Raw genomic sequence first — 22,659 nt, 5'->3', positions numbered from 1 at the left:
GCTCGACTCTACACGGGTGCCCGAGCGATCAACGCACCTCGAACTCGCCCACCAGCACGGTTTCGGCGCGATCCTTCAGCCGCATCGTCACCATCTGGTCCTTCTGCTTGGCCGTGCCCCAATGGGTGGTCAGGCGCAGCATCAGCGTCGTCGCACCGGTCACCAGCTGCTGGCGACTGCCGAAATAGTTCGCCTCGACCTTGTACTTGCCCGGCTTGGCGTTGCGCAGCGAGAACTGCTCGGGGCCATAGCCGCCGGTGAAGTCCTGCGACATCCGCCCGCCCTGGTAGGTCTGGCGGTTGCCGTAGTAGGCACGCTCGCCGTTCGGGTCGGTCACCCACAGGTCCATGTCGCTGTTGTCGGCATCCCAGGACAGCACCACGCGCAGGTCCAGCGGCATTGCCTGCAGCAGGCGCGGGTCGATGGCCGAGGTATCCAGCCGTGGCGTGCTGCGCGCCACCAGGTTGGTCAGCTCATCCAATGCGATCAGGGCGATGCCATCGAAGCGGCTGTCCCACGGCCGCACCACCACCTGGTACAGCGGCGCCAGCGCCTGCTGCGGCTTGCCGGCCGCTGCCAGCGCCAGGCCCACGTCGCGGAAGCTCTGCGGTTCTTCCTGGCCCATCGCCAGCACCTGCTCGAACACCGGCACCGCCAGTGCCGGGGCATCAGCCTGCATCAGCCGGTAGCCGAGCACGCGCAGCAGATGCCGGTTGTCCAGATCCATCTCGGCCAGGTTCGACAGTACCCGCAGTGCCAGTTCGCGCTGGCCCTGCTCCAGCAGCAGGTCGGCCACATCGAGGAAGAACGCGCTGCTGTCGGCGTGGGCATCGCGCTCGGCCAGATAGCGGTCGTAGAGTTGCGACGGCGGGCCCTCGCGCAGGCGCCGGGCGATGGCCGAGTCCGGCTGCCAGGCCGCCAGCTGGATGCCGAGTTGGCCGTCGTTGGCAGCAGCGGGCGCAGCGACACGGCCACCAGTGACCGTGATTGAATCCAGGGCCTTGTTCGATGCAGGCGCTGAGCGACGCGCACGCGCGCTGCTGGCTTCCATGCGCTGCTCGGCGGCGGCGGCCATCGGTGCCGGGGCGGGTGGTGCCGCCGGGGCCGGCGCGGCGAGCATCGACACCGGCGCTGATTCCATCGCGTAGTCCGCGGAGGCCACTTCGAGTGCCCCGCCCTTCGGCTGCGGCGGCACACCCTTCGGCCAGCTGCGGTTCCACCACTGCTGGCGCTCCTTCCAGCGAGCGGCCACTTCATCCAGGCGCTGGCGATCGGCTGCGGCGCGATCACTTACCTGCACTGCAAACCTGGCGTCGTACTCGGCGCGCAACGTGCCCGAAGGGCGGATCGCATAGCGCAGGTAGTCCTCCAGCGTCTCCAGCACGATCAGCGAGGTATCCGGCCCGACCAGGCCGAACTGTTGTGACAGGCGCTGCATCGCCTCGCGGTTGCCACGGCGGTCGGCGGCCAGCTGCTGCAGGCGCGCCTGCGCCCACAAGCCTGCCAGCAGTTCACCGTCTTTGCTCTTCTGCGTGGCGGGCAGCGCCTGCCATTCGCCGCCACCCACGCGCACCCGCATCGGCACACCGTCGGCCGCCAGTCGTGCATGCAGCCACAACCAGCCCTGGGCTTCACTGCGACGATCGATCACCACGTCCTGCACGCCGCGCCCTGCATCGACCTGCACATCCAGCGGCGACGACAGCAGCTCACGGGCGGCCAATTCGACATCCTTCCCCAGCGCGACGAAGCGACCACCATGCGCTTCGCTCCAGCCACGCAGTCGCACGGCATCGGTGCGCGCACCGGCGCTGCTGATCGCAAACAGGCGTTGGTCCGGCGCCATCGCCGGCAGCTGTTCCGGCCCATAGGTCAACAGTCCATCGCTGACCAGAAGGTATTCCTTCACGCCCGCCTGCGGCTGCCACTGCGCCAGCGCGCTGGCACCGTCCGGGCGTACGGCCTGCAGTGCCGCACGCAGCTCGTTCCAGTTGCCGGCGCGGATGCGGAATCGACGCACCGGCTCGGCGCGATCGCGCAGCACGGTCAAGGCCACGGTGCCGTCACCCAGCGCAGCGAAGTAGCGATCCAGCAGGGCGAACTCACGCGAGCGATCGCGCTGCCCCGCCGAACCGGAGCCGTCCCACAGCAGCCCGATCTCGCTGGGCAACGCGCGCGGCGTGCTGCTGGCCACCACCGACAGCTGCGCCAACAGGTAATGGCCGTCCTGCCAGGGCGCCACCTGCACCTGTGCCTGTCGGGCTGCCGGCAGGCTCCACTGCAGCTGCTGCGGCAGCTGCGCGCCCCTGCCCTGCCACTGCAGCTGGCCCGCGCTGATGCGGAATGGCGCCGTACCCGCGGTGGCCGTGTCGGGGGCCTGCAGTTTCAGCTCAACCGAGGCTGCACCGGCGGCGAACTGCAGCGGCAGCGTCCACTGCCAGCCTTGGCCGGCGAAGGCCAACGGCTCGCGAATCACCAGCTCCACGCGCCGGCTACCGCCGGCCGGCAGCGGGTAGATGCGCAACCGGAACTGGTTGCCAGCGGTCTGTTCCAGCAGGCCCGGGTCGACGCCGCGGCGGGCGATCTCCTCGAACACCTGGCGGCCGCGGTCCTTGGGCACCGGCACCGCGTCACGCATCTCGCCGTTGATATCCAGCGCGAAGCCGCTGATCTGCTGACCGTCGGCCAGCGGGAACTGCAGCTCGCCCTCCAGCACGCGCCGGTTCGGGTTGTGGAATTCCAGTGTGATCCGGGTCTGGGCGATGCCGGCCTGGACTTCGCCTTCGATGCGGGCGTGTCGTAATTGAACCGACTGCTCAGCCGCCGGCGCGATCAGCAGCGGCGTGGCGGCCTGCGGCCGGGAGATCGTCGGCGACTGTGCGCCAGCGGGCCAGGCCGCGAGGGCCAGCAACAACACAGTGCAGCAACGGACGAAGACCATGAGCGGACTCCAGTGGGATCGTGAACCTTTGAACGCACCAGCAACCGTAATGGGGTTGGCGCCCCCAAAAAGGGGACGGAGGGGATTAAGTCGCAATTGGCAAACGAGGCACAAGCGACTTAATCCCCTCCGTCCCCTTTTTCTATGCGGGCAGGCAGTGCTCCACGATCAGCTGGATGGCGCTGCCGCCGCGATAGTCGTCGCAGGCGAGGCGATAGGCGAGATGCACATGGCGACCGGGCGCGTTGCCGTGCCAGCCGCCGAAATGGATGGCGTTGATCGTGCCGGGTACGCCGGGCAGGCGCAGTTCCAGCTTCAGGTGACGCTCCTTCAGCACGCGCCAGTTGGCCACTTCGAAGTGGCCGTCGAACAGCGGCTCGGGGAAGCCCTGGCCCCATGGGCCTGCCAGACGCAGCGCATCGGCATGGCGATGATCGAGTTCGTTGGCGGCCAGCTCACCGTCGCTGAGGACCTGCTGCTGCAGTGCCGCCGGGTCGAGCATTTCCAGCACCACGGCGACGAAGGCGGCCTTGAAGTCGTCGACGTGGTCACGCCGCAGGCTGAGCCCGGCCGCCATGGCGTGGCCGCCGAAGCGTTCGATCAGGCCCGGATGGCGCGCATCGACCAGCGCCAGGGCGTCACGGATGTGCAGGCCGGGAATGGAGCGCGCCGAGCCTCGCAGGGTGTCGGCGCCAGGTTCGGCCGGCGCGAAGGCGATCACCGGGCGATGCAGGCGATCCTTCATCTTCGACGCGACCAGGCCGACCACGCCCGGATGCCAGTCGGCATCGAACAGGCAGGCCGCCACCGGTCGCTGACCGGCCATGTCCAGCACCACCCGGGTCAACGCCTGCTCGGCATCGTCGGTCATCGACTGCTGCACGGCGCGCCGTTCCGAATTGATCTGCTCCAGCGTCTGCGCGATCTCGCGCGCCTGGCGCGGGTCTTCGGTCAGCAGCAGCGCGATGCCCAGCGCCATGTCTTCCAGCCGGCCCGCGGCATTCAGGCGCGGGCCGAGCGCGAAGCCGATGTCGGTGGCTGTGAGCCGCGCGGCATCACGGCCGCTGGCTTCGATCAGCGCACGCAGGCCGACACAGCCCTGCCCCGCGCGCAGACGCCGCAGGCCCGCGCTGACCAGTGCCCGGTTGTTCGGATCCAGCGCCACCAGGTCGGCGACGGTGCCGACCGCCACCAGGTCCAGCAGCGTGGTCAGGTCCGGCCCCTTGCCATCGGCGAAGACGCCGGCCTCGCGCATGTGCCGGCGCAGCGCCATCAGCACGTAGAAGATCACGCCGACGCCGGCCAGCGACTTGCTGGGGAAGGCATCACCGTCGAGATTGGGATCGACGATGACATCGGCCGGCGGCAGCTGCGGCCCGGGTAGGTGATGGTCGGTGACCAGCACCTGCCAGCCCCGCGCCTTGGCCGCGGTCACACCCGCATGGCAGGCGATGCCGTGGTCGACCGTAACCAGCAGGTCCGGCTGCAGCTCGGCCAGCTCCTCCACCAGAGAAGGTGACAGGCCGTAGCCGTGCACCATTCGGTTCGGCACCGCGTGGAAGACATGCTGCGCGCCGAGCATGCGCAGGCCACGCACGCCGACCGCACAGGCGGTGGCGCCATCGCAATCGAAATCGCCGACCACCAGGATGCGCTTGTCATTGGCGATGGCCTCGATCAGCAGACCCACCGCATCATCGATGCCGGTCAGCAGCTCGGGGGCGTGCAGATTGCCCAGTTTCGGCTGCGCCAACTCCGGTGTACCCGCGCCCCGGTTGGCATAGAGACGCGCCAGCAGCGGCAGCGTGCCCTCCGGCCAGCTGCCGGGCGCAACCGCATCGCGGCGGCGGATCGTCGGCGTATCAGGGAATGGCTGCACAGCATCGGCGGCAAGGGACATCGGCATCGCCGGGTTGCGGAAGACATCCCCATGATAGCGCGGGGTCGGATCTCTCTGCCCGCAGGAGGCTCCACCCCGATCGCGAGCATTTGGAATCTGCCAGCATATCTTCCATGCTTGTCGGCCCGGAAATGGACTTCAACGCATGCATCGCACGCTGCTTCCCGCGCTGCTGGGCCTCGCCCTGGCCCCGGCCGCCCACGCCGCCACGCCCGAACCGAAGGCCGGCGTGCAGTTCCAGCACAACGACTGGTCGCTGGCCTGTGACAACACCCGCACCTGCCGCGCCGCCGGCTACAGCCCGGAAGAACCCGGCAATCTGCTCAGCCTGATGCTGGAACGCGCGGGCGGCCCGGGTACGAAGGTGCTCGCGCGGCTGCGCAATGGCGAGGATGGCGAAAGCCCGACGCCGACCGGGGCGCTGCGCCTGCGCCTGAACGGCAAGGACCTGGGCCCGGTGCACGACACCGGCGACGGGGACAACGTGTTGTTGCAGCAGGCACAGACCGATGCACTGGTCGCCGCACTGCCGCGCCAGGCACGCATCGAGATCATCGACGGCAAGGGCAAGGCGTGGCCGATCTCCGACAGCGGCGCAGCGGCCGTACTGCTGAAGATGGACGAGGCCCAGGGCCGGCTGGGCACGCCCGGTGCGCTGGTGCGGCGTGGCGACAAGCCCGAAGCGAGCGTGCCTGCGGCGTTGCCGGTGCCAGTGATCGTGCGCGGCACGCTGATGGCACCGCGCGCCTCGGACGCGGCGCTGGCCAAGGCACCGGGCCTGCGCAAGGCGCTGATCGCCAGCCTGCCGAAGCCGGATGAGTGCGGCCGCCTGAGCGATGGCGGGGCAGATGAGATCGAGATCCAGCGACTGGACGCCCAGCATGTACTGGCAAGCACCAGTTGCTTCGTGGGTGCCTACAACATGAGCAACGCCTACTGGGTGGTGCGAGACAGATCGCCTTACCAAGCGACCTTTGTCACCAACCTGGCCGAAGATTTTGACCGCGATGACGCTACGCTGCGAGGCCGCTCCCGAGGCCGCGGTGTCGGCGATTGCATCTCCGCCAATGACTGGGTGTGGGACGGGGAGCGCTTCGTGAAGAGCAGCGATTTCACGACGGGCCAGTGTCGCAATATGCTCGGCGGGCACTGGACACTGCCGACGGTGGTCAGCGAGGTCCGTTGAGGCGCCGCTACCTGCGGTAGTGCCGGCCGCTGGTCGGCAACCCCGACAAACCCTGGGGGTCAGAGCCGTTTTCCGATGGAAAACGGATCCGACCCCGATCGGTCGACCCCGATCAATCGTGAAGCTGCCGCGGCTTCTTCCAGAACTGCCAGCGCTGGCCGCGGTCCAGCTGGAACTGCAGGCCGTCCTCGAAATCGAGCACCAGCCGCTGCAGCTCGCCACGCTTGAGCGCGGCCAGCAGCGGCCGGATTGCATCATTGCCGAGCTGCTGCAGCGAACGCAGCTGGCGCAGGTCGACCAGTGCATCCACCGCCTGTTCGCCATCCACGGCTACGCCAGCCGCCAGGGCCAGGCCCTGCAGCAGGGCATCGCGGCTGCGCACCTGTGCGTGCGGCGTGCTGACCGACACCGGCATCACGCCACCGCCCCAGAACCACAGCGAATTGATCGGCTGTTGTCCCTGAGCGGCGCGCTGCTGGTTCCAGGAATGGTTGTGCAGCAGTACCTGCGCTTCGGTCATCAGCGCCCGCCAGCGACGGCCGCCCTCGCCCTCCGGCAGATGCGAGAACAGGTCATCGCCCAGCACCTCGTCCGGACTATTGAAGTCCGGCAGCACCAGGTCGATTGGAAGCCGCAGGTACCAGCGCGACGGGTCCGGTGCGTCAAGCACGAACCCGGCATCGGCAAACAAGGGCTGCAGCACCGGCAGCAGGGCCAGGCTGTCGGCCAGCGTCGGCCGCAGCGTTTCGCCGTAGGCCATCATCCGCGCGCCATGCATGTCCGGCACCATGCAGGCCGGATCGGCACGCAGCCAGCTGGCGCCGGCCGCATCGCCGACGTCGCGCTGGCGGGTCAACGCGGCCACCGGCCAGTGCGGCGCGGCGACCGCGAAATGGCGCGTCAGCTGCGCGCGTTCGCCCGGCGCGACCTGCACGGTCGTGGCACGGCCGAGCGCACGTGCCACATCGTCCGGCAACGCAGCCGCGGCAAAGCGGCTGCGGGCCGGCAACAGCAGGGTCGCCGTTGCCACCGTTTCAGTCCACGTAGCTGACGCTGACGATCTCGTACTCGCGCTGGCCGGCCGGGGCGTCGATCACGATCGAATCGCCTTCCAGCTTGCCGATCATCGCGCGCGCCACCGGCGAGGAAATCGCGATCAGGCCCAGCTTGATGTCCGCTTCCAGGTCACCGACGATCTGGTACTTCTTCTCTTCGTCGGTTTCCACGTCGGCCAGCGTCACGCTGGCGCCGAACACCACCTTGGAGCCGGCGTTGAGCTTGCTCACGTCGATGATCTCGGCGTGCGACAGCTCGCCTTCCAGCTGCTTGATGCGGCCTTCGATGAAGCCCTGTTCCTCGCGCGCGGCGTGGTACTCGGCGTTCTCCTTCAGGTCGCCATGCTCACGCGCTTCGGCGATGGCGGCGATCACCTTCGGGCGCTTGACCGACTTCAGGTGATCCAGTTCGTCGCGCAGCTTCTGCGCGCCCTTCATGGTGATGGGGGCTCTCATGCATTCAACTCCTTGTGCAGCTCCTGCAGCGACCAGACGGGACCGGTGCCGCGGAATTCCAGTGAATCCACCAGCGCCTTGGCGCCGGCAATGGTGGTCGAGTAGGTGACGCGATGCTGGAGCGCCTCGCGACGGATCGAGAACGAGTCGTTGATCGCCGAACGACCTTCGGTCGTGTTGACGATGTAGACGATCTCGCCGTTCTTGATCGAGTCGACGATGTGCGGACGGCCTTCGACCACCTTGTTGATGATCTCGCAGTCCATGCCGTGCTGCTGCAGCCAGGCGGCGGTGCCACGGGTGGCGACCAGGCTGTAGCCGCGCGCCAGCAGCGCCTTGGCCACCGGCAGCACGCGCTTCTTGTCCGGATCACGCACCGAGACGAAGGCCTTGCCAACCGGCGGGGCCTTGATGCCGCCGGCTTCCTGCGCCCGCGCGAAGGCGGCGTTGAAGGTGCGGCCCACGCCCATCACCTCACCGGTGGAGCGCATCTCCGGCCCGAGGATCGGGTCGACGCCCTGGAACTTGGCGAACGGGAAGATCGCTTCCTTCACCGAGTAGTAGTCCGGCACGATTTCCTTGGTCGCGCCCTGCTCGGCCAGCGTCTTGCCGGCCATGCAGCGGGCGGCGATCTTGGCCAGCGGCATGCCGGTGGCCTTGGACACGAACGGCACGGTGCGCGAGGCACGCGGGTTCACTTCCAGCAGGTAGATGGTGTCGGCACCCTCGTCGCTGGTCTGGATCGCGAACTGGGTGTTCATCAGGCCGACCACGTTCAGGGCCTTGGCCAGCTCCACCACCTGGCGGCGCAGCTCGGCCTGGGTTTCAGCCGACAGCGAGTACGGCGGCAGCGAGCACGAGGAATCGCCCGAGTGCACGCCGGCTTCTTCGATGTGCTCCATCACGCCACCGATCAGGACGTTGCCCTGGGCATCGGCAATGATGTCGACGTCGCACTCCACGGCGTTGTCGAGGAAGCGGTCCAGCAGCACCGGCGAATCGTTGGACACCTTCACCGCGTCGCGCACGTAGCGGGCCAGGTCGGCTTCGCCGTAGACGATTTCCATCGCACGGCCGCCCAGCACGTAGCTCGGGCGCACCACCAGCGGGTAGCCGATCTCGCGGGCCAGCAGCAGGGCTTCCTGGTCGTTGCGGGCGATGCGGTTCGGCGGCTGCTTCAGGCCCAGCGTGTCGACCAGCTGCTGGAAGCGCTCGCGGTCTTCGGCCAGGTCGATCGAGTCCGGGCTGGTGCCGATCACCGGCACGCCATTGGCTTCCAGCGCGCGCGCCAGCTTCAGCGGGGTCTGGCCGCCGTACTGCACGATCACGCCCTTCGGCTGTTCCAGTTCGACGATCTCCAGCACGTCTTCCAGGGTCAGCGGTTCGAAGTACAGGCGGTCGGAGGTGTCGTAGTCGGTCGACACGGTTTCCGGGTTGCAGTTGACCATGATGGTTTCATAGCCATCCTCGCGCAGCGCCAGTGCCGCGTGCACGCAGCAGTAGTCGAACTCGATGCCCTGGCCGATGCGGTTCGGGCCACCGCCCAGGATCATGATCTTGTCGCGGTTGCTCGGCGCGGCCTCGCACTCGTCCTCGTAGGTCGAGTACAGGTAGGCGGTGCCGGTGGAGAATTCACCGGCGCAGGAGTCCACGCGCTTGTAGACCGGGCGCACCTTGTGCGCACGACGCAGCGCGCGGATGGCGGCTTCATTGGTGCCGGTCAGCTGCGCCAGGCGCGCATCGGAGAAGCCAGCACGCTTCAGCTTGCGCAGGCGTGCGGCGTCCAGCGCGTCGATGCCACCGGCCGCGACTTCGCCTTCTGCAGCGATGATTTCCTCGATCTGGTCCAGGAACCAGTGGTCGATGAACGACAGTGCGTAGATCTCTTCCACGCTCATGCCGGCGCGGAACGCATCGGCGACGAAGAACAGGCGCTCCGGGCCCGGCGCCTTCAGCTCGCGACGCAGGGTCTGCAGGTCGTCTTCGTTGGCCAGGTCCAGGCCGGTCGGGTCGAAGCCGACCTTGCCGGTTTCCAGGCCACGCAGGGCCTTCTGCACCGACTCCTGGAAGGTACGGCCCATCGCCATCACCTCGCCCACCGACTTCATCTGGGTGGTCAGGCGGGCGTCGGCGGCCGGGAACTTCTCGAAGGCGAAGCGCGGGATCTTGGTGACGACGTAATCGATGGACGGCTCGAACGAGGCCGGGGTCAGGCCACCGGTGATTTCGTTCTTCAGTTCGTCCAGGGTGTAACCCACGGCCAGCTTGGCGGCGACCTTGGCGATCGGGAAGCCGGTGGCCTTGGAGGCCAGCGCCGAGGAACGCGACACGCGCGGGTTCATCTCGATGACGACCACGCGGCCGGTCTTCGGGTTGATGCCGAACTGCACGTTCGAGCCACCGGTATCGACGCCGATCTTGCGCAGCACGGCGATGGAGGCATCGCGCAGGCGCTGGTACTCCTTGTCCGTCAGGGTCTGCGCCGGCGCCACGGTGATCGAGTCACCGGTGTGCACGCCCATCGGGTCCAGGTTTTCGATCGAGCAGACGATGATGCAGTTGTCCGCAGTGTCGCGGACCACTTCCATCTCGAATTCCTTCCAGCCCAGCACCGACTCTTCCACCAGCACCTCGGTGGTCGGCGACAGTTCCAGGCCGCGGCTGACGATCTCGACCAGCTCTTCGCGGTTGTAGGCGATGCCGCCACCGCTGCCGCCCAGAGTGAAGCTGGGGCGGATGATGGTCGGGTAGCCGACGCGGGTCTGGATCTCCAGCGCTTCGTCCAGGGTGTGGGCGACGGCGGCGGTCGGGCATTCCAGGCCGATCTCACCCATGGCCACGCGGAACAGCTCGCGGTCTTCGGCCATGCGGATCGCTTCGCGCTTGGCGCCGATCAGTTCGACGTTGTACTTCTCCAGCACGCCGTTGTCGGCCAGGTCCAGCGCGCAGTTCAGCGCGGTCTGGCCACCCATGGTCGGCAGCAGCGCATCGGGCTTTTCCTTGGCGATGATCTTCTCGACCGTCTGCCAGTTGATCGGCTCGATGTAGACGGCGTCGGCCATCTCCGGGTCGGTCATGATCGTGGCCGGGTTGCTGTTGACCAGCACCACGCGGTAACCCTCGTCACGCAGGGCCTTGCAGGCCTGGGCGCCGGAGTAGTCGAACTCGCAGGCCTGGCCGATGACGATCGGGCCAGCACCGATGATGAGGATGGTCTTGAGGTCAGTGCGCTTGGGCATTTTCTTCTCTAAGTCAGTACAGCGTGACAAGGGGGAGTGATCGCACGCTGTCGATCAGGAATCTTGATCCGCAGCGCCGCGCCGGGGGCAGCAGCGATGCGGGGTTTACGGTCCATCGCGACGCCACCGGGGGGCCGGCGGCGTACTGATCACGCCTTGGCCTGCTCCATCAGCACCACGAAGCGGTCGAACAGCGGACCGACATCGGTCGGGCCCGGCGACGCTTCCGGGTGGCCCTGGAACGAGAACGCCGGCACGTCGGTGCGGGCGACACCCTGGTTGGTGCCGTCGAACAGCGAACGGTGGGTCACGCGCAGGGTCGGCGGCAGGGTCGCTTCATCGATCGCGAAGCCGTGGTTCTGCGAGGTGATCATCACCCGGCCGCTGTCCAGGTCCTGCACCGGGTGATTGGCACCGTGGTGGCCATGGCCCATCTTCATGGTCTGCGCGCCCGAGGCCAGGCCCAGCAGCTGGTGGCCCAGGCAGATGCCGAAGGTCGGGATCTTCACATCGATGAAGGTCTTGATCGCTTCGATGGCGTAGTCACACGGCTCCGGGTCACCCGGGCCGTTGGACAGGAACACGCCGTCCGGCTTCAGGGCCAGCACTTCGGCGGCCGGGGTCTGCGCCGGTACCACGGTCACTTCGCAGCCACGCTCGGCCAGCATGCGCAGGATGTTGGTCTTCACGCCGAAGTCGTAGGCCACGACCTTGAACCGGGCCGGCACGCTGACGAAGGCATTGGCATCCAGGTCCAGCTGGCCCTCGGTCCAGGTGTAGGTCTTCTCGGTAGTGACGACCTTGGCCAGATCCATGCCCTTCAGCCCCGGGAACTTGCGGGCGGCTTCCAGTGCCTTTTCCACGTCGATGTCGCCGGCCATCAGCGCACCGTTCTGCGCGCCCTTCTCGCGCAGGATGCGGGTCAGCTTGCGGGTGTCGATGCCGGCGATGGCGACCACGCCACGCTGGATCAGCCAGTCCTGCAGCGACACCTGGCTGCGCCAGTTGCTGGGGCGGCGCGGAACGTCGCGCACGATCAGGCCGGCCGACCACACCTTGGACGCTTCGTTGTCCTGGTCGGTCATGCCGGTGTTACCGATATGCGGATAGGTCAGCGTGACCATCTGCCGGGCGTAGGACGGGTCGGTCAGCACTTCCTGGTAGCCGGTCATGGCGGTGTTGAACACCACCTCACCGACGGACAGGCCGGGCGCGCCTACGGATTCGCCCTCGAATACGGTGCCGTCTTCGAGGACGAGGATTGCGGCTTGGGTCACGGGAATCTCACTTTGGCTACCGAGGGGGCTGCCGAAGTCACGCCTGCGCTTCACGGAAATCCGGTTGCAAAAAAGCGCGGACGTACGGTCTGGGACCGGTCCGGCTTTCGTGATTCGGCGAGTGCGAATTGTAGCGCTGCCGGGGCGCTCGCGCCAGCGGTTATCGCGCTTCATGAACAGGCGATTGCGCATTCATTTCAATCCGATGGCGTATGCGGGCCGGAGGCGGGGTCGGATCCATTTCCCGAATGGGAAAGGCTCTGACCCCAGGCGCCCTCGGATGGGGTCAGAGCCCTTTCCGCAGGAAAGGGATCCGACCCCAGGAATCAGCCCGCCTACTGCAGCAGATCCCTTACCCGGTAGCTGCCCGGCGCCCGCCCCTGCAGCTGGCGGGCGGCGAACAGGGCGCCGCGGGCGAAGATGTCGCGGTTGGTGGCCCGATGCACCAGCTCGATGCGCTCGCCCAGACCGGTGAACTGCACCAGGTGCTCGCCCACGATGTCACCGGCACGCAGGCTGGCGTAGTGCGGCTCCGCCCCGCCCCGTTGCGCGGCCGCGCCCAGGGTCAGCGCGGTGCCCGATGGCGCATCCTTCTTCTGGGTGTGGTGCGATTCGACGATGTCGCAGTCCCAGCCGGCCAGCGCCTGCGCCGCGCGCTCCACCAGCTCGTCCAGTACCGCCACGCCCAGGCTGAAGTTCGAGGCCCATACCAGCGGGATCTTCGCCGCCGCGGCCTCCAGCGCCTGGCGCTGCGTGCTGGAGATACCGGTGGTGCCCGACACCAGCCCGGCACCCCGCTCCACGCACAGCGCCAGCATCGGGTCGAAGCCCTCCGGCAGGCTGAAGTCGATCGCCACATCGAACACCGGCGCGCCGGGCAGCTCACTGGCGCCGAAGAACGGCACGCCGTCGACCACGCGCTGTGCCGGCGCACGGCCGGTCACTGCGGCCACGATCTGCAGGGTTTCGGGATGTTCGGCGGCCAGCCGCAGCAGGGCCTGGCCCATGCGCCCGGAGGCGCCGTGAATGAGCAATCGCAGGGGAGTCTGGTTCATGCCTGCAGGCTAGCGGCAGCACGCCTGCTCCGGCAAGCGCCATCACTGCTACGCTGCATGCCCTTTCATGCAATGGATGGCAGCCCCTTCATGCAGATCAGCGAACAGCTGGTGCTGGTCACCGGCGCCGGCCGCGGCCTTGGCCAGCACATCGCCCGCGCGTTCGCGGCGCAGGGTGCGCGCGTCATCGTCAACTACCACCGCAGCGAAGGCCCCGCACGGGCGCTGGCCGCCGAGCTGGGCGGACAGGCGATCGCGCTGCCGGCCGACGTCACCGACCGCAGCCAGGTCGATGCAATGCTGCAGCACGCCCTGGCCCACTTCGGCCAGGGCGTCACCACCGTGGTCAACAACGCGCTCGCCGCGTTCTCGTTCAATGGTGATGCCCGCGACGGCGCCGCCGATATCGGCTGGTCGGCGTTCCAGGCGCAGTTCGAGGGCAGCGTGCGCGGCGCGCTGAACACCGTGCAGGCCGCCCTGCCCGGCATGCAGGCCCGCCGCTTCGGCCGCATCATCAACATCGGCACCAACCTGTTCCAGAACCCGGTCGTGCCCTACCACGACTACACCGCCGCCAAGGCCGCGCTACTGTCCCTCACGCGCACGCTGGCCGGCGACCTCGGCCCACATGGCATCACCGTGAACATGCTGTCCGGCGGCCTGCTGCGCACCACCGATGCCAGCGCTGCCACGCCGGAGGCAGTGTTCGACTACATCGCCGCCAACACGCCACTGCGCAGCGTTACCACGCCAGCAGAATTCGCCGATGCCGCGCTGTTCTTCGCCAGCCCCTGGTCGCGCGCGGTGACCGGGCAGAACCTGGTGGTCGATGGCGGGCTGGTGCGGGACTGAGCCAATGCGCATTTCCGAGGTCAGCCGCCTGACCGGCGCCAGCGCCAAGGCCATCCGCCTGTACGAGGCGCGCGGACTACTGCCGCCGGTGCCGCGGCTGAACCGCTATCGCGACTACGGCGAACAGGATGTGGCCTGGGTGCAGCTGATCCGCCAGGCGTTGGCGCTGGGCATCACCCTGGCCGCGATCTCCCGCCTGCAGGGCCGCGACGGACGGCTCGACTGGCCCGCGGTGCTGGCCCTGCTTGAGCAACAACGCAGCCGCATCGCCAGCGAGCGGGCACGGCTGGCGCAGGTCGAGCTCGACCTGCAGCAGGTCAGCGACGAACTGCGGCAGTGGCTGCACTCCGGTAGCGGTGACTGCATCCTGGAGCCCAGCTGCTGCGCCGCTGGTGGTTGACTCTGCCCCAAGGGCATAGCCCAACCTCGCGCACTTTCCATTGCCCGAGGTTGCCGTGTCCCGTTCCATCCTGATCCTGCTCGGCCATCCCGACCGCGACAGCCTGTGCGGTGCCCTCGCCCAGCGCTACGCCACCGCCGCCGAGAATGCTGGCCATCGGGTGCGCCTGATCGCACTGGGCGAACTCGAGTTCGATCCGGTGCTGCGCCATGGCTACCGCCAGATCCAGCCGCTGGAAGCCGACCTGCAGGACACTGCGGATGCGATCGAGGCCTGCGACCATCTGGTGCTGGTCTATCCCACCTGGTGGGGCGCGATGCCGGCGCTGCTGAAGGGCTTCTTCGATCGCGTGCTGCTGCCGGGGTACGCCTTCCGCTACCGGCGCGATTCAGTCTGGTGGGACCGGCTGCTGGCCGGTCGCAGCGCACGGGTGATCACCACGCTGGATACGCCGCCCTGGTATTACCGCTGGATCTACCGCGACCCGGGCATCACCCAGATCCGCGCCACTATTCTGGAATTCTGCGGCATCCGCCCGGTGCGGGTCAGCCGACTCGGTGCGGTGCGCAGCAGCTCGCCGGAGCAACGCAACCGGTGGCTGGCGTTGGCAGCGGAGCTGGGCTCACGGGCCAACTAGCTGGAAGAGCGTGCGAACCAAGGTTCGCACCCACCTGGAGCGTTCGCACCCACCTGGGGCGCTCGTTGCGGGTGTCGCGTTTGCCAATTGACCGTCAGGCACTGCGCCTCAAGGCTGTGGGCCCTTGTTACGGCCCAGGCAAAGCCCATGAAATCCTCGACTGTCTTCAGCAAGTGCGCCAGGAAGACCGGCTTTGCCGGGACGTCGACGACCCGCTACCGCTTGCTGGACGCCGCGCTGCTTGTCGTGAATCACCAGCGCGCCAGCGAAAGCCGGGGCTTCTATGTGAATGCTGGACTCTACTTTCCGGAACTGCTCGCGTATCCCCTCGCGCCTGACGATCTTGAAACGGCTTTCCGGTACCGCTCCAGCATCCCCACGCCCCATGTCGACTGGCGGATCGAAGAAACGCCGGGCCTGCGCCGGACCTTCATCCAGCAGGATCTTGATGACCTGCTGGAGGCCGGTAACCGCGACGCGTTGAAGGCCCTGCTGCTCGATGCCCTGGCCGACGTGGCAGGTTTCGCGGCAGCCCATGGGAACAGGGAATCGGTGCGGCGATTGAACCGGGACGGGAACTTCCGGGCGATCATCCGCAGAGAGGTCTGAATCCCGAGAGCGTGCGAACCAAGGTTCGCACCCACAGGGCGAAGGCCCGCACCACCGGCCGAAGGTTCGCACCCACCGGCCGGCCGTCGTCGAGCATGGCTCGACGCTACTTCTTGCTCGGCCCGCAGCTGTCGCAACCGCCACAGGCACCACCACCGCCCGTTGCCGGCGGCGCGATCTTCCGCCCCAGCGCCTGCAGCCAGGCGGCGCGGCCCGGCTTCAACAGGGCCAACGCCAACGCACCGCGCAGCGTGCGCACGGTGCCCGGGAACTGCTTCTTCAGCACCACCCAGGCACTGACCAGCACAGCCACCGCGATGATCAGGTACTGGATCAGCAGGCCGGTATCCATCAGCCGCCTCCCAGCGCCCTGGTCACCTGGTAGGTGATCAATGCGGCCACATAAGCCGCTGCGAACAGGTAGAACGCGGCAAAGCCCATCTGCTTCCACGAATTGGTCTCGCGCTTGATGGTGGCCAGCGTCGAGATGCACATCGGGGCGTAGATGTACCAGACCAGCAGCGACAGCGCGGTCGCCAGCGACCAGCCATCGCTGATCAGCGGGGTCAGCGCCTGGCTGGCGGCATCGTCATCGGCGGCCGACAGCGCATACACGGTGGCCAGCGAAGACACCGCCACCTCGCGCGCGGCCAGGCCCGGGATCAGCGCGATGCAGATCTGCCAGTTGAAGCCCAGCGGCGCGAAGAACACCGCCATCGCATGGCCGATCTGGCCGGCGTAGCTGTAGTCGATGGCCGGCATCGTGGCATCGGCCGGGGCCGCCGGGAACGATAGCAACACCCACAGCAGGATGGTCAGCGCCAGGATGATGCCGCCGACACGCTTGAGGAAGATCATGCCGCGCTCATACAGGCCGACCGCCAGGTCCCGCACGTGTGGCAGGCGGTACGACGGCAGCTCCAGCATCAGCGGATGCTCGCTCTTGTCGCGGCGCCACTTCTTCATGATCCACGACATCGCCAGCGCACTGAGGATGCCGGCCGCGTACAGGCCGAACAGGACCAGGCCCTGCTGGTTGAACACGCCCCACACCGTCTTCTGCGGAATGAAGGCACCAATCAGCAGCGCGTACACCGGCAGGCGCGCCGAGCAGGTCATCAGCGGTGCGACCAGGATGGTGGCCAGGCGGTCACGCGGGTCCTGGATGCTGCGCGTGGACATGATGCCCGGCACCGCGCAGGCGAAGCTGGACAGCAGGGGGATGAACGAGCGGCCGGACAGGCCGGCGGCGGCCATCATGCGGTCGAGCAGGAACGCCGCACGTGGCAGGTAGCCGGATTCCTCCAGCACCAGGATGAAGAAGAACAGGATCAGGATCTGCGGCAGGAACACCACCACGCCACCGACGCCGGCGATGATGCCGTCGGTCAGCAGGCTGGCCAGCGGACCCTCCGGCAACACGCTGCCAACGAGAGCACCGAGCCAGGCGAAGCCAGCCTCGATGCCATCCATCAACGGCGTCGCCCAGGCGTACACGGCCTGGAAGATCAGGAACATCACCACCGCCAGGCTGATCAGCCCGAACACCGGGTGCAGCAGCCAGCGGTCCAGCGCGTCGTCGATCTTCGCGGTCCGCGCCGGCATCCGCACGGCGACCGACAGGATCTCGCGCACCTTGGCGTGGTAGTCGATGCCACCTTCCGGGCCCGGCACCGGCGCATCCAGGTGCGGCACCATCGCATCGAGGCGCTCGACCAGGGCCCTGGCACCCTGCTTGCGCACCGCCACGGTCTCCACCACCGGTACGCCCAGCTCGCGCTCCAGCGCGGCCACGTCCACCTGGATGCCACGGCGCTGGGCCGCATCGACCATGTTCAGGGCGACCACCATCGGCTTGCCCAGCTCGCGCAGTTCCAGCGCGAAGCGCAGGTGCAGGCGCAGGTTGGTGGCGTCGATCACGCACAGCAGCACGTCCGGCGCCGCTTCACCCGGGTAGAAGCCCCGGCACAGGTCACGGGTGATCGCCTCATCCAGGCTGGCCGGATGCAGGCTGTAGGCCCCCGGCAGGTCGAGTACCGCGAATTCGCGGCCGGACGGCGCACGCAGGCGGCCTTCCTTGCGCTCTACGGTGACGCCGGTGTAGTTGGCGACCTTCTGCCGGCTGCCGGTCAGCTGGTTGAACAGCGCGGTCTTGCCGCTGTTGGGGTTCCCGACCAGCGCGATGCGCAGCGGTGCAGCGGAGACAGTAGCGGTCATGCACGTCGTTCCTGGCTGGCGGCGTCGACCACGACGCGCTTGGCTTCACTGATCCGCAGCGCGAACCGGGTGAACCCGACCTGCACCAGCAGCGGTTCGCCTCCCACCGGGCCCTTGGCCACCAGGCGTACTTCCTCGCCATTCACGAAACCCAGCTCGCGCAGGCGACGGGCAATGGCATCGTTGGCATGCAGGTCCTGCACGGACTCGACCACGGCCGAGGTGTGCAGCGGCAGTTCGGACAGCGTCATCTAGCGTGTTCTCTGCTGGATGTAAATGGTTCTCGATTCTAACATTCCCGCGTCGCGTCATGGCCCATGACCAATGGCCCGCTATGATCCATACACGTATGGAGTGACCCTGGAATCCCATGAACGATGCTTTGCAGATCGAGCGCCGCGGCGCCGTCCTCACCCTCTGGCTGAACCGGCCGGAGCTGCACAACGCCTTCGACGCCAGCCTGATCGCCCGGCTGACCGCCGCGCTGGAGGCCGCCGGACGCGACGAATCGATCCGGGCCGTGGTGGTGGCCGGCCACGGCGCCTCCTTCTCGGCCGGTGCCGACATGCAGTGGATGCGCGGCATGGCCGCCGCCAGCGAGGCCGACAACCGCGAGGACTCGCTGGCCCTGGCGCGACTGATGCGCACCCTGGACGAGCTGCCCAAGCCGACCCTGGCCCGGGTCCATGGCGCGGCCTTCGGTGGCGGCGTCGGCCTGGTCGCCTGCTGCGACATTGCCATCGCAAGCAGCTCGGCGCGCTTCGGCCTGACCGAAAGCCGCCTGGGCCTGCTGCCCGCGGTGATCTCGCCCTATGTGATCGAGGCCATCGGTCCGCGCCAGGCCCGTCGCTGGTTCGCCACCGGCGAGCACTTCGATGCCGAGACTGCGCTGCGGATCGGCCTGGTCCACCAGCTGGTCGAGCCCGAGCGCCTGGACGAGGCGCTGGAGCGCCAGCTGGCCCTGCTCGACAAGGCCGGCCCGATCGCCTCGTCCACCGCCAAGCAGCTGGTCCGGCAGGTCCGCGACAGCCATGACCGCGACACCCTGGATCGGGATAATGCGGCCCTGATCGCGCGCCTGCGGGTGTCCGCCGAGGGCCAGGAAGGCCTGGGCGCCTTCCTCGACAAGCGCGCCCCTCACTGGGTCACGGAAGCCTGAACATGCTCGATCATCTTGGTTTGACCAGCGCCGACCTGGCGCGCAGCAGGACCTTCTTCCTGCAGGCACTGGCGCCGCTGCAGATCGGCGTGGTGATGGAAGTGAGCGCCGAACAGACCGGCGACCACGACCACATCGGCTTCGGCAGCGACGGCAAGCCGTTCTTCTGGCTCGGCAATGGCGGCACCGCCAGTCACGGCGTGCACGTGGCCTTCGCCTGCGCCAGCCGCGCGCAGGTGGACGCCTTCCACGCCGCCGCCCTCGCCGCCGGTGGCCGCGACAACGGCGCCCCGGGCCTGCGCCCGTGGTACCACCCGGATTACTACGCCGCCTTCGTGCTCGACCCGGACGGCAACAACATCGAGGCGGTCTGCCACCGCCCCGCCGATGGGGCAGCCGCATGAGCGATTACGTCCGCATTGTCGAGGTCGGCCCGCGTGATGGCCTGCAGAACGAAAAGCAGTTGGTGTCCACCGCCGACAAGATCGAACTGATCAACCGCCTGTCGGCCACCGGCCTGCGCAGCATCGAGACGACCAGTTTCGTCAGCCCGAAGTGGATTCCGCAGCTGGCCGATGCCGCCGAGGTCTACGCCGGCATCCAGCGCCGCCCCGGCATCCACTACCCGGTACTGGTGCCGAACGAACAGGGCTACGACCGCGCCCGAGCGGTCGGCGTCGAGGAGGTGGCGGTGTTCACTGCCGCGTCCGAGGCGTTCAACCGCACCAATACCAATGCCAGCATCGACGAGTCGCTGGCCCGGTTCGAGCCGATCCTGCGCCGCGCAGCCGCCGATGGCGTGCGCGTGCGCGGCTACGTCTCCACCGTGCTCGGTTGCCCCTACCAGGGCGAGGTGCCGCTGGCCGACGTGGTGCGCGTGGCGCGCGCGCTGCACCAGATGGGCTGTTACGAAATCTCGCTGGGCGACACCATCGGCGTCGGCACCCCGCGCAAGGCACGGGCGATGCTGCAGGCGGTGGCGGCCGAGATTCCGATGGAAGCCTTGGCCGTGCACTTCCACGACACCTACGGCCAAGCCATCGCCAACATCGCCACCTGCCTGGAAGAAGGCGTGCGCGTGGTCGACAGCGCCGTGTCCGGCGCCGGTGGCTGCCCGTATGCCAAGGGTGCCAGCGGCAACGTCGCCAGCGAAGACGTGGTCTACCTGCTGCAGGGCCTGGGCCTGGACAGCGGCGTGGACCTGCCGGCACTGGCCGAGACCGGCCGCTGGCTGGCTGGCCTGCTCGGTCGCGCCACCGCCAGCCGCACCGGGCAGGCGCTGGCCGCCGCAGGTTGACCGTCGCGCTGCGACGCCCTGCTGCGGCGGCGCAGTGCACAACGGCGACGGTCGCCGCTTCCGTTAGAATCGGCGGTTCTCGAACCAGCAGGACCGTGCAATGCAGCTGTCTTCCGTACGTGCCGTGATCACTGGCGGCGTCTCCGGCCTCGGCCTGGCCGTGGCCCAGCACCTCGTCGCCCAGGGCGGCAAGGTGGCTCTGTTCGACCTCAACGACGACAAGGGTGCAGCTGCCGTTGCCGGGCTGGGTGCCGACAAGGCCCGCTATTTCAATGTCAACGTCAGCGATGAGGCGGCCGTGGCTGCAGCCATCGACCAGGCCCACGATTTCCTCGGCGGCCTGAACGTAGCGATGAACTGCGCCGGCATCCTCGGCGCCGGTCGCGTGCTCGGCAAGGAAGGCCCGATGCCGCTGGCCGGCTTCCAGGGCACGGTGATGGTCAATCTGGTCGGCAGCTTCAACGTGGCCAAGGCCGCGGCCAACCGCATGCAGCACAACGACGCCGGCGAAGACGGCGAGCGCGGCGTGATCATCAACACCGCCAGCATCGCTGCCTATGAAGGACAGATCGGCCAGGCCGCGTATGCCGCCAGCAAGGGCGGCGTGGTGTCGATGACGCTGCCGATGGCGCGCGAACTGTCGCGCTTCGGCATCCGCGTCAATACGATTGCTCCTGGCGTGTTCTGGACGCCGATGGTCGATGGCATGCCCGAAGCCGTGCAGCAGTCGCTGGCCGCCTCGATCCCGTTCCCGTCGCGCCTGGGCAAGCCGGAAGACTTCGCCAGCCTGGTCGGCTTCATCCTCGGCAACACCTACCTCAACGGCGAGACCATCCGCCTGGACGGCGCTACCCGCCTCGCTCCGAAGTGATTCCCCCCGGGCGCCGGGACGGCGCCCTCCCCCAACGACCTAGATCACCATGAAAGCCAACGACATCAAGAAGGGCAACGTCGTCGAGTACAACAACGGCGTGTACCAGATCCGCGACATCGAGCGCAGCTCGCCGCAGGGTCGCGGCGGCAACGTCCGCTTCCGCTTCATCATGTACAGCGTGCCGGGCGGCAACAAGCTCGACGCCAGCTTCGATGCCGACGACAACCTGGTCGAGGTCGAACTGCTGCGCCGCCAGTCCACCTATTCGTACAGGGACGGCGATGCCTTCGTGTTCCTCGATGACGAGGACTACACGCCCTACACCCTGGACGCGGACGTGATCGGCGACGACGCCGGCTACATCACCGACGGCCTGACCGGCATCTACGTGCAGGTGATCGACGAGCAGCCGGTGGCGATCCAGCTGCCGGCCTCGGTGGTGCTGGAAGTGATCGAGACCCCGCCGGAACTGAAGGGCGGCACTGCCACCAAGCGCCCGAAGCCGGCCAAACTCAACACCGGCATCGAGATCATGGTGCCGGAATACATCGTCAACGGCGAACGCGTGCTGGTGAACACCGCCACCGGCGAATTCGCCGGCCGCGCCGACTAAGCGCCTTGCGCTGATCGGCTGCCTGTCCCTGCTTGCGGCGTGCTCGCCGCAGGCAGCGGGCAGCGCATCGGATGTAGCGATCGTGTAGAGCCGAGCGTGGGCTCGGCTCTACAGAAGGCTTACGGCTGCTTCGCACCGAAGTTGCCGCAGCCGTGGTACTGGCGGGTGCCGATGGTCAGGTTCACCTTGGCATCGAACGACTCGCCGCTCATGTCGTCCTGGCAGGTGGTGCGCTGGAAGCTGAGCTTGACGTCGGTACCGTCGGACGCCTTGCCACTCCAACCGTCAGCACCTTCGGTGGGCGTGGCGACGTCGAAGCGACGCTCGCCATAGTCAACTTCCACCCGCAGGCCCGGCGCGTCGCCATCGACGACCGCCAACCAGCCCGGCTCGTTGCCCGTGGCGCGGAACGCGGCCGTGCCCGCGCTGCCATCGCCTTCGGTCGCTTCGACCGCATGGCACTCGCGGTCCGCCTCGCCCTTCAGGCTCAACAGGCCGTCATCGCTGCCCTTGGTCCAGAAGCTGTTGCCCTGGCCATCACCGTACTTGGCACCCGACGCCGCACGTTCGGAGGTCATGGCGAAGGTACGTTCGCCGATCACCACCGTGGCCGCATCCTCGCCATTGAAGGTCGCGCGCACGCTCAGATCACCACACTGGTACGTGGTCTCGCTGCCGGTACCGGCGCTGGTGCTGGCAGCCGGTTCGGGCGCCGCCGGCGGCGCGGCATCGGTGCCGCCCGCAGCGGGTGCCTGGGCCGGCTGGCACGCGGCCAGCACCAACCCGAGCGAGGCTGCCAACAGACTGGGAACTACACGCATGGCTCGACTCCTTGTCGACACTACAGAGACCTTCGACCCTACCACCTGCCGGTGAGCGCGGCCTGAAAGCG

General features: G+C 68.0%; 21 protein-coding genes. 10 read left to right on the top strand and 11 right to left on the bottom strand.

The window, feature by feature from the left end; translation table 11 throughout:
* Positions 1-28 precede the first annotated feature (28 nt).
* Together AC5P7A_RS17850 and recJ are read right to left on the bottom strand one after the other, a co-directional pair.
* On the bottom strand, positions 29-2,941 hold the full coding sequence (locus AC5P7A_RS17850) for a DUF2135 domain-containing protein (RefSeq protein WP_495220416.1): 2,913 nt from the start codon (positions 2,939-2,941) through the stop codon (positions 29-31).
* Positions 2,942-3,083: 142 nt separating this feature from the next.
* Complete coding sequence (recJ, locus tag AC5P7A_RS17845; RefSeq protein WP_126412070.1) at positions 3,084-4,841, bottom strand: single-stranded-DNA-specific exonuclease RecJ; 1,758 nt, start codon at positions 4,839-4,841, stop codon at positions 3,084-3,086.
* Between the two features lie 145 nt (positions 4,842-4,986).
* Here recJ and AC5P7A_RS17840 point away from each other — a divergent pair, with 145 nt between their 5' ends.
* Entirely contained in the window at positions 4,987-6,027 is a 1,041-nt protein-coding gene (locus AC5P7A_RS17840; protein ID WP_049440092.1) for a DUF1176 domain-containing protein, read from the top strand.
* A gap of 112 nt (positions 6,028-6,139) precedes the next feature.
* Here AC5P7A_RS17840 and AC5P7A_RS17835 read toward each other — a convergent pair whose 3' ends face one another.
* The 5 genes from AC5P7A_RS17835 to dapB all read right to left on the bottom strand — a co-directional run bounded on the left by AC5P7A_RS17835 (position 6,140) and on the right by dapB (position 13,109).
* Positions 6,140-7,057, bottom strand: a complete 918-nt coding sequence (locus tag AC5P7A_RS17835) for a Regulatory protein, RpfE type (RefSeq protein WP_014646995.1) — start codon at positions 7,055-7,057, stop codon at positions 6,140-6,142.
* Between the two features lie 4 nt (positions 7,058-7,061).
* The gene (gene greA, locus AC5P7A_RS17830; protein WP_026347191.1) at positions 7,062-7,526 is read right to left on the bottom strand and encodes a transcription elongation factor GreA; all 465 of its coding nucleotides are present in this window, start codon (positions 7,524-7,526) and stop codon (positions 7,062-7,064) included.
* Between the two features lie 8 nt (positions 7,527-7,534).
* The gene (gene carB, locus AC5P7A_RS17825; protein ID WP_014646994.1) at positions 7,535-10,777 is read right to left on the bottom strand and encodes a carbamoyl-phosphate synthase large subunit; all 3,243 of its coding nucleotides are present in this window, start codon (positions 10,775-10,777) and stop codon (positions 7,535-7,537) included.
* Between the two features lie 149 nt (positions 10,778-10,926).
* A complete protein-coding gene (carA, locus tag AC5P7A_RS17820) occupies positions 10,927-12,054 on the bottom strand; it encodes a glutamine-hydrolyzing carbamoyl-phosphate synthase small subunit (protein ID WP_014646993.1) in 1,128 nt (375 codons plus the stop codon).
* A gap of 335 nt (positions 12,055-12,389) precedes the next feature.
* Positions 12,390-13,109 (bottom strand): 4-hydroxy-tetrahydrodipicolinate reductase, encoded by a 720-nt coding sequence (dapB, locus tag AC5P7A_RS17815; protein ID WP_080052982.1) that lies wholly within the window; start codon positions 13,107-13,109, stop codon positions 12,390-12,392.
* A gap of 90 nt (positions 13,110-13,199) precedes the next feature.
* Between dapB and AC5P7A_RS17810 the strand changes: the two genes are divergently transcribed.
* The 4 genes from AC5P7A_RS17810 to AC5P7A_RS17795 all read left to right on the top strand — a co-directional run bounded on the left by AC5P7A_RS17810 (position 13,200) and on the right by AC5P7A_RS17795 (position 15,607).
* Positions 13,200-13,961: a 3-oxoacyl-ACP reductase gene (locus AC5P7A_RS17810; RefSeq protein WP_414611750.1), complete on the top strand. Its 762-nt coding sequence runs from the start codon at positions 13,200-13,202 to the stop codon at positions 13,959-13,961.
* A gap of 4 nt (positions 13,962-13,965) precedes the next feature.
* Positions 13,966-14,361, top strand: coding sequence for a MerR family transcriptional regulator (locus AC5P7A_RS17805; RefSeq protein ID WP_049440088.1), 396 nt, complete (start codon positions 13,966-13,968; stop codon positions 14,359-14,361).
* 55 nt (positions 14,362-14,416) lie between these two features.
* A complete protein-coding gene (locus AC5P7A_RS17800) occupies positions 14,417-14,998 on the top strand; it encodes an NAD(P)H-dependent oxidoreductase (protein ID WP_049408776.1) in 582 nt (193 codons plus the stop codon).
* 147 nt (positions 14,999-15,145) lie between these two features.
* Positions 15,146-15,607 carry a DUF4304 domain-containing protein gene (locus AC5P7A_RS17795; RefSeq protein ID WP_049440087.1) on the top strand — a complete coding sequence of 154 codons (462 nt, stop codon included), beginning with the start codon at positions 15,146-15,148 and terminating at the stop codon, positions 15,605-15,607.
* Between the two features lie 106 nt (positions 15,608-15,713).
* Here AC5P7A_RS17795 and AC5P7A_RS17790 read toward each other — a convergent pair whose 3' ends face one another.
* Genes AC5P7A_RS17790 through AC5P7A_RS17780 form a run of 3 tightly spaced genes read right to left on the bottom strand, consistent with a single transcriptional unit; the run spans position 15,714 to position 18,075 of the window.
* Positions 15,714-15,959 carry a DUF6587 family protein gene (locus AC5P7A_RS17790; protein ID WP_049440085.1) on the bottom strand — a complete coding sequence of 82 codons (246 nt, stop codon included), beginning with the start codon at positions 15,957-15,959 and terminating at the stop codon, positions 15,714-15,716.
* Entirely contained in the window at positions 15,959-17,824 is a 1,866-nt protein-coding gene (gene feoB, locus AC5P7A_RS17785; RefSeq protein WP_495220415.1) for a ferrous iron transporter B, read from the bottom strand. The genes AC5P7A_RS17790 and feoB overlap by 1 nt, the downstream gene beginning before the upstream one ends.
* On the bottom strand, positions 17,821-18,075 hold the full coding sequence (locus tag AC5P7A_RS17780) for a FeoA family protein (protein WP_005416370.1): 255 nt from the start codon (positions 18,073-18,075) through the stop codon (positions 17,821-17,823). Before AC5P7A_RS17780 ends, feoB begins: the two co-directional genes overlap by 4 nt.
* A 119-nt stretch (positions 18,076-18,194) precedes the next feature.
* Between AC5P7A_RS17780 and AC5P7A_RS17775 the strand changes: the two genes are divergently transcribed.
* The 5 genes from AC5P7A_RS17775 to yeiP all read left to right on the top strand — a co-directional run bounded on the left by AC5P7A_RS17775 (position 18,195) and on the right by yeiP (position 21,767).
* Positions 18,195-18,983 carry an enoyl-CoA hydratase/isomerase family protein gene (locus AC5P7A_RS17775; protein ID WP_049416286.1) on the top strand — a complete coding sequence of 263 codons (789 nt, stop codon included), beginning with the start codon at positions 18,195-18,197 and terminating at the stop codon, positions 18,981-18,983.
* Between the two features lie 2 nt (positions 18,984-18,985).
* Entirely contained in the window at positions 18,986-19,387 is a 402-nt protein-coding gene (locus tag AC5P7A_RS17770; protein ID WP_049441164.1) for a VOC family protein, read from the top strand.
* Positions 19,384-20,280 carry a hydroxymethylglutaryl-CoA lyase gene (locus tag AC5P7A_RS17765; protein WP_262256995.1) on the top strand — a complete coding sequence of 299 codons (897 nt, stop codon included), beginning with the start codon at positions 19,384-19,386 and terminating at the stop codon, positions 20,278-20,280. The genes AC5P7A_RS17770 and AC5P7A_RS17765 overlap by 4 nt, the downstream gene beginning before the upstream one ends.
* Before the next feature lie 100 nt (positions 20,281-20,380).
* Positions 20,381-21,151: an SDR family oxidoreductase gene (locus AC5P7A_RS17760; RefSeq protein WP_014646983.1), complete on the top strand. Its 771-nt coding sequence runs from the start codon at positions 20,381-20,383 to the stop codon at positions 21,149-21,151.
* A 49-nt stretch (positions 21,152-21,200) separates the two neighbouring features.
* The gene (gene yeiP / locus AC5P7A_RS17755; protein ID WP_049440079.1) at positions 21,201-21,767 is read left to right on the top strand and encodes an elongation factor P-like protein YeiP; all 567 of its coding nucleotides are present in this window, start codon (positions 21,201-21,203) and stop codon (positions 21,765-21,767) included.
* 119 nt (positions 21,768-21,886) lie between these two features.
* Here the strand turns inward: yeiP and AC5P7A_RS17750 are convergent, their stop codons facing one another.
* Positions 21,887-22,588: an MliC family protein gene (locus AC5P7A_RS17750; protein WP_197606719.1), complete on the bottom strand. Its 702-nt coding sequence runs from the start codon at positions 22,586-22,588 to the stop codon at positions 21,887-21,889.
* Positions 22,589-22,659: the final 71 nt, after the last annotated feature.

The sequence above is a fragment of the Stenotrophomonas sp. YJH_SMC_65 genome (assembly GCF_059369475.1).
Note: the sequence above shows the minus strand (reverse complement) of the source record. Positions and strands in the feature narration are given on the sequence as shown.

Coding starts and splice junctions, on each gene's coding strand:
- AC5P7A_RS17850 (WP_495220416.1), bottom strand. CDS start 2,941: ATGGTCTTCGTCCGTTGCTGCACTGTGTTGTTGCTGGCCCTCGCGGCC.
- recJ (WP_126412070.1), bottom strand. CDS start 4,841: ATGTCCCTTGCCGCCGATGCTGTGCAGCCATTCCCTGATACGCCGACG.
- AC5P7A_RS17840 (WP_049440092.1), top strand. CDS start 4,987: ATGCATCGCACGCTGCTTCCCGCGCTGCTGGGCCTCGCCCTGGCCCCG.
- carB (WP_014646994.1), bottom strand. CDS start 10,777: ATGCCCAAGCGCACTGACCTCAAGACCATCCTCATCATCGGTGCTGGC.
- dapB (WP_080052982.1), bottom strand. CDS start 13,109: ATGAACCAGACTCCCCTGCGATTGCTCATTCACGGCGCCTCCGGGCGC.
- AC5P7A_RS17810 (WP_414611750.1), top strand. CDS start 13,200: ATGCAGATCAGCGAACAGCTGGTGCTGGTCACCGGCGCCGGCCGCGGC.
- AC5P7A_RS17805 (WP_049440088.1), top strand. CDS start 13,966: ATGCGCATTTCCGAGGTCAGCCGCCTGACCGGCGCCAGCGCCAAGGCC.
- AC5P7A_RS17795 (WP_049440087.1), top strand. CDS start 15,146: ATGAAATCCTCGACTGTCTTCAGCAAGTGCGCCAGGAAGACCGGCTTT.
- AC5P7A_RS17790 (WP_049440085.1), bottom strand. CDS start 15,959: ATGGATACCGGCCTGCTGATCCAGTACCTGATCATCGCGGTGGCTGTG.
- feoB (WP_495220415.1), bottom strand. CDS start 17,824: ATGACCGCTACTGTCTCCGCTGCACCGCTGCGCATCGCGCTGGTCGGG.
- AC5P7A_RS17780 (WP_005416370.1), bottom strand. CDS start 18,075: ATGACGCTGTCCGAACTGCCGCTGCACACCTCGGCCGTGGTCGAGTCC.
- AC5P7A_RS17775 (WP_049416286.1), top strand. CDS start 18,195: ATGAACGATGCTTTGCAGATCGAGCGCCGCGGCGCCGTCCTCACCCTC.
- AC5P7A_RS17770 (WP_049441164.1), top strand. CDS start 18,986: ATGCTCGATCATCTTGGTTTGACCAGCGCCGACCTGGCGCGCAGCAGG.
- AC5P7A_RS17765 (WP_262256995.1), top strand. CDS start 19,384: ATGAGCGATTACGTCCGCATTGTCGAGGTCGGCCCGCGTGATGGCCTG.
- AC5P7A_RS17760 (WP_014646983.1), top strand. CDS start 20,381: ATGCAGCTGTCTTCCGTACGTGCCGTGATCACTGGCGGCGTCTCCGGC.
- yeiP (WP_049440079.1), top strand. CDS start 21,201: ATGAAAGCCAACGACATCAAGAAGGGCAACGTCGTCGAGTACAACAAC.
- AC5P7A_RS17750 (WP_197606719.1), bottom strand. CDS start 22,588: ATGCGTGTAGTTCCCAGTCTGTTGGCAGCCTCGCTCGGGTTGGTGCTG.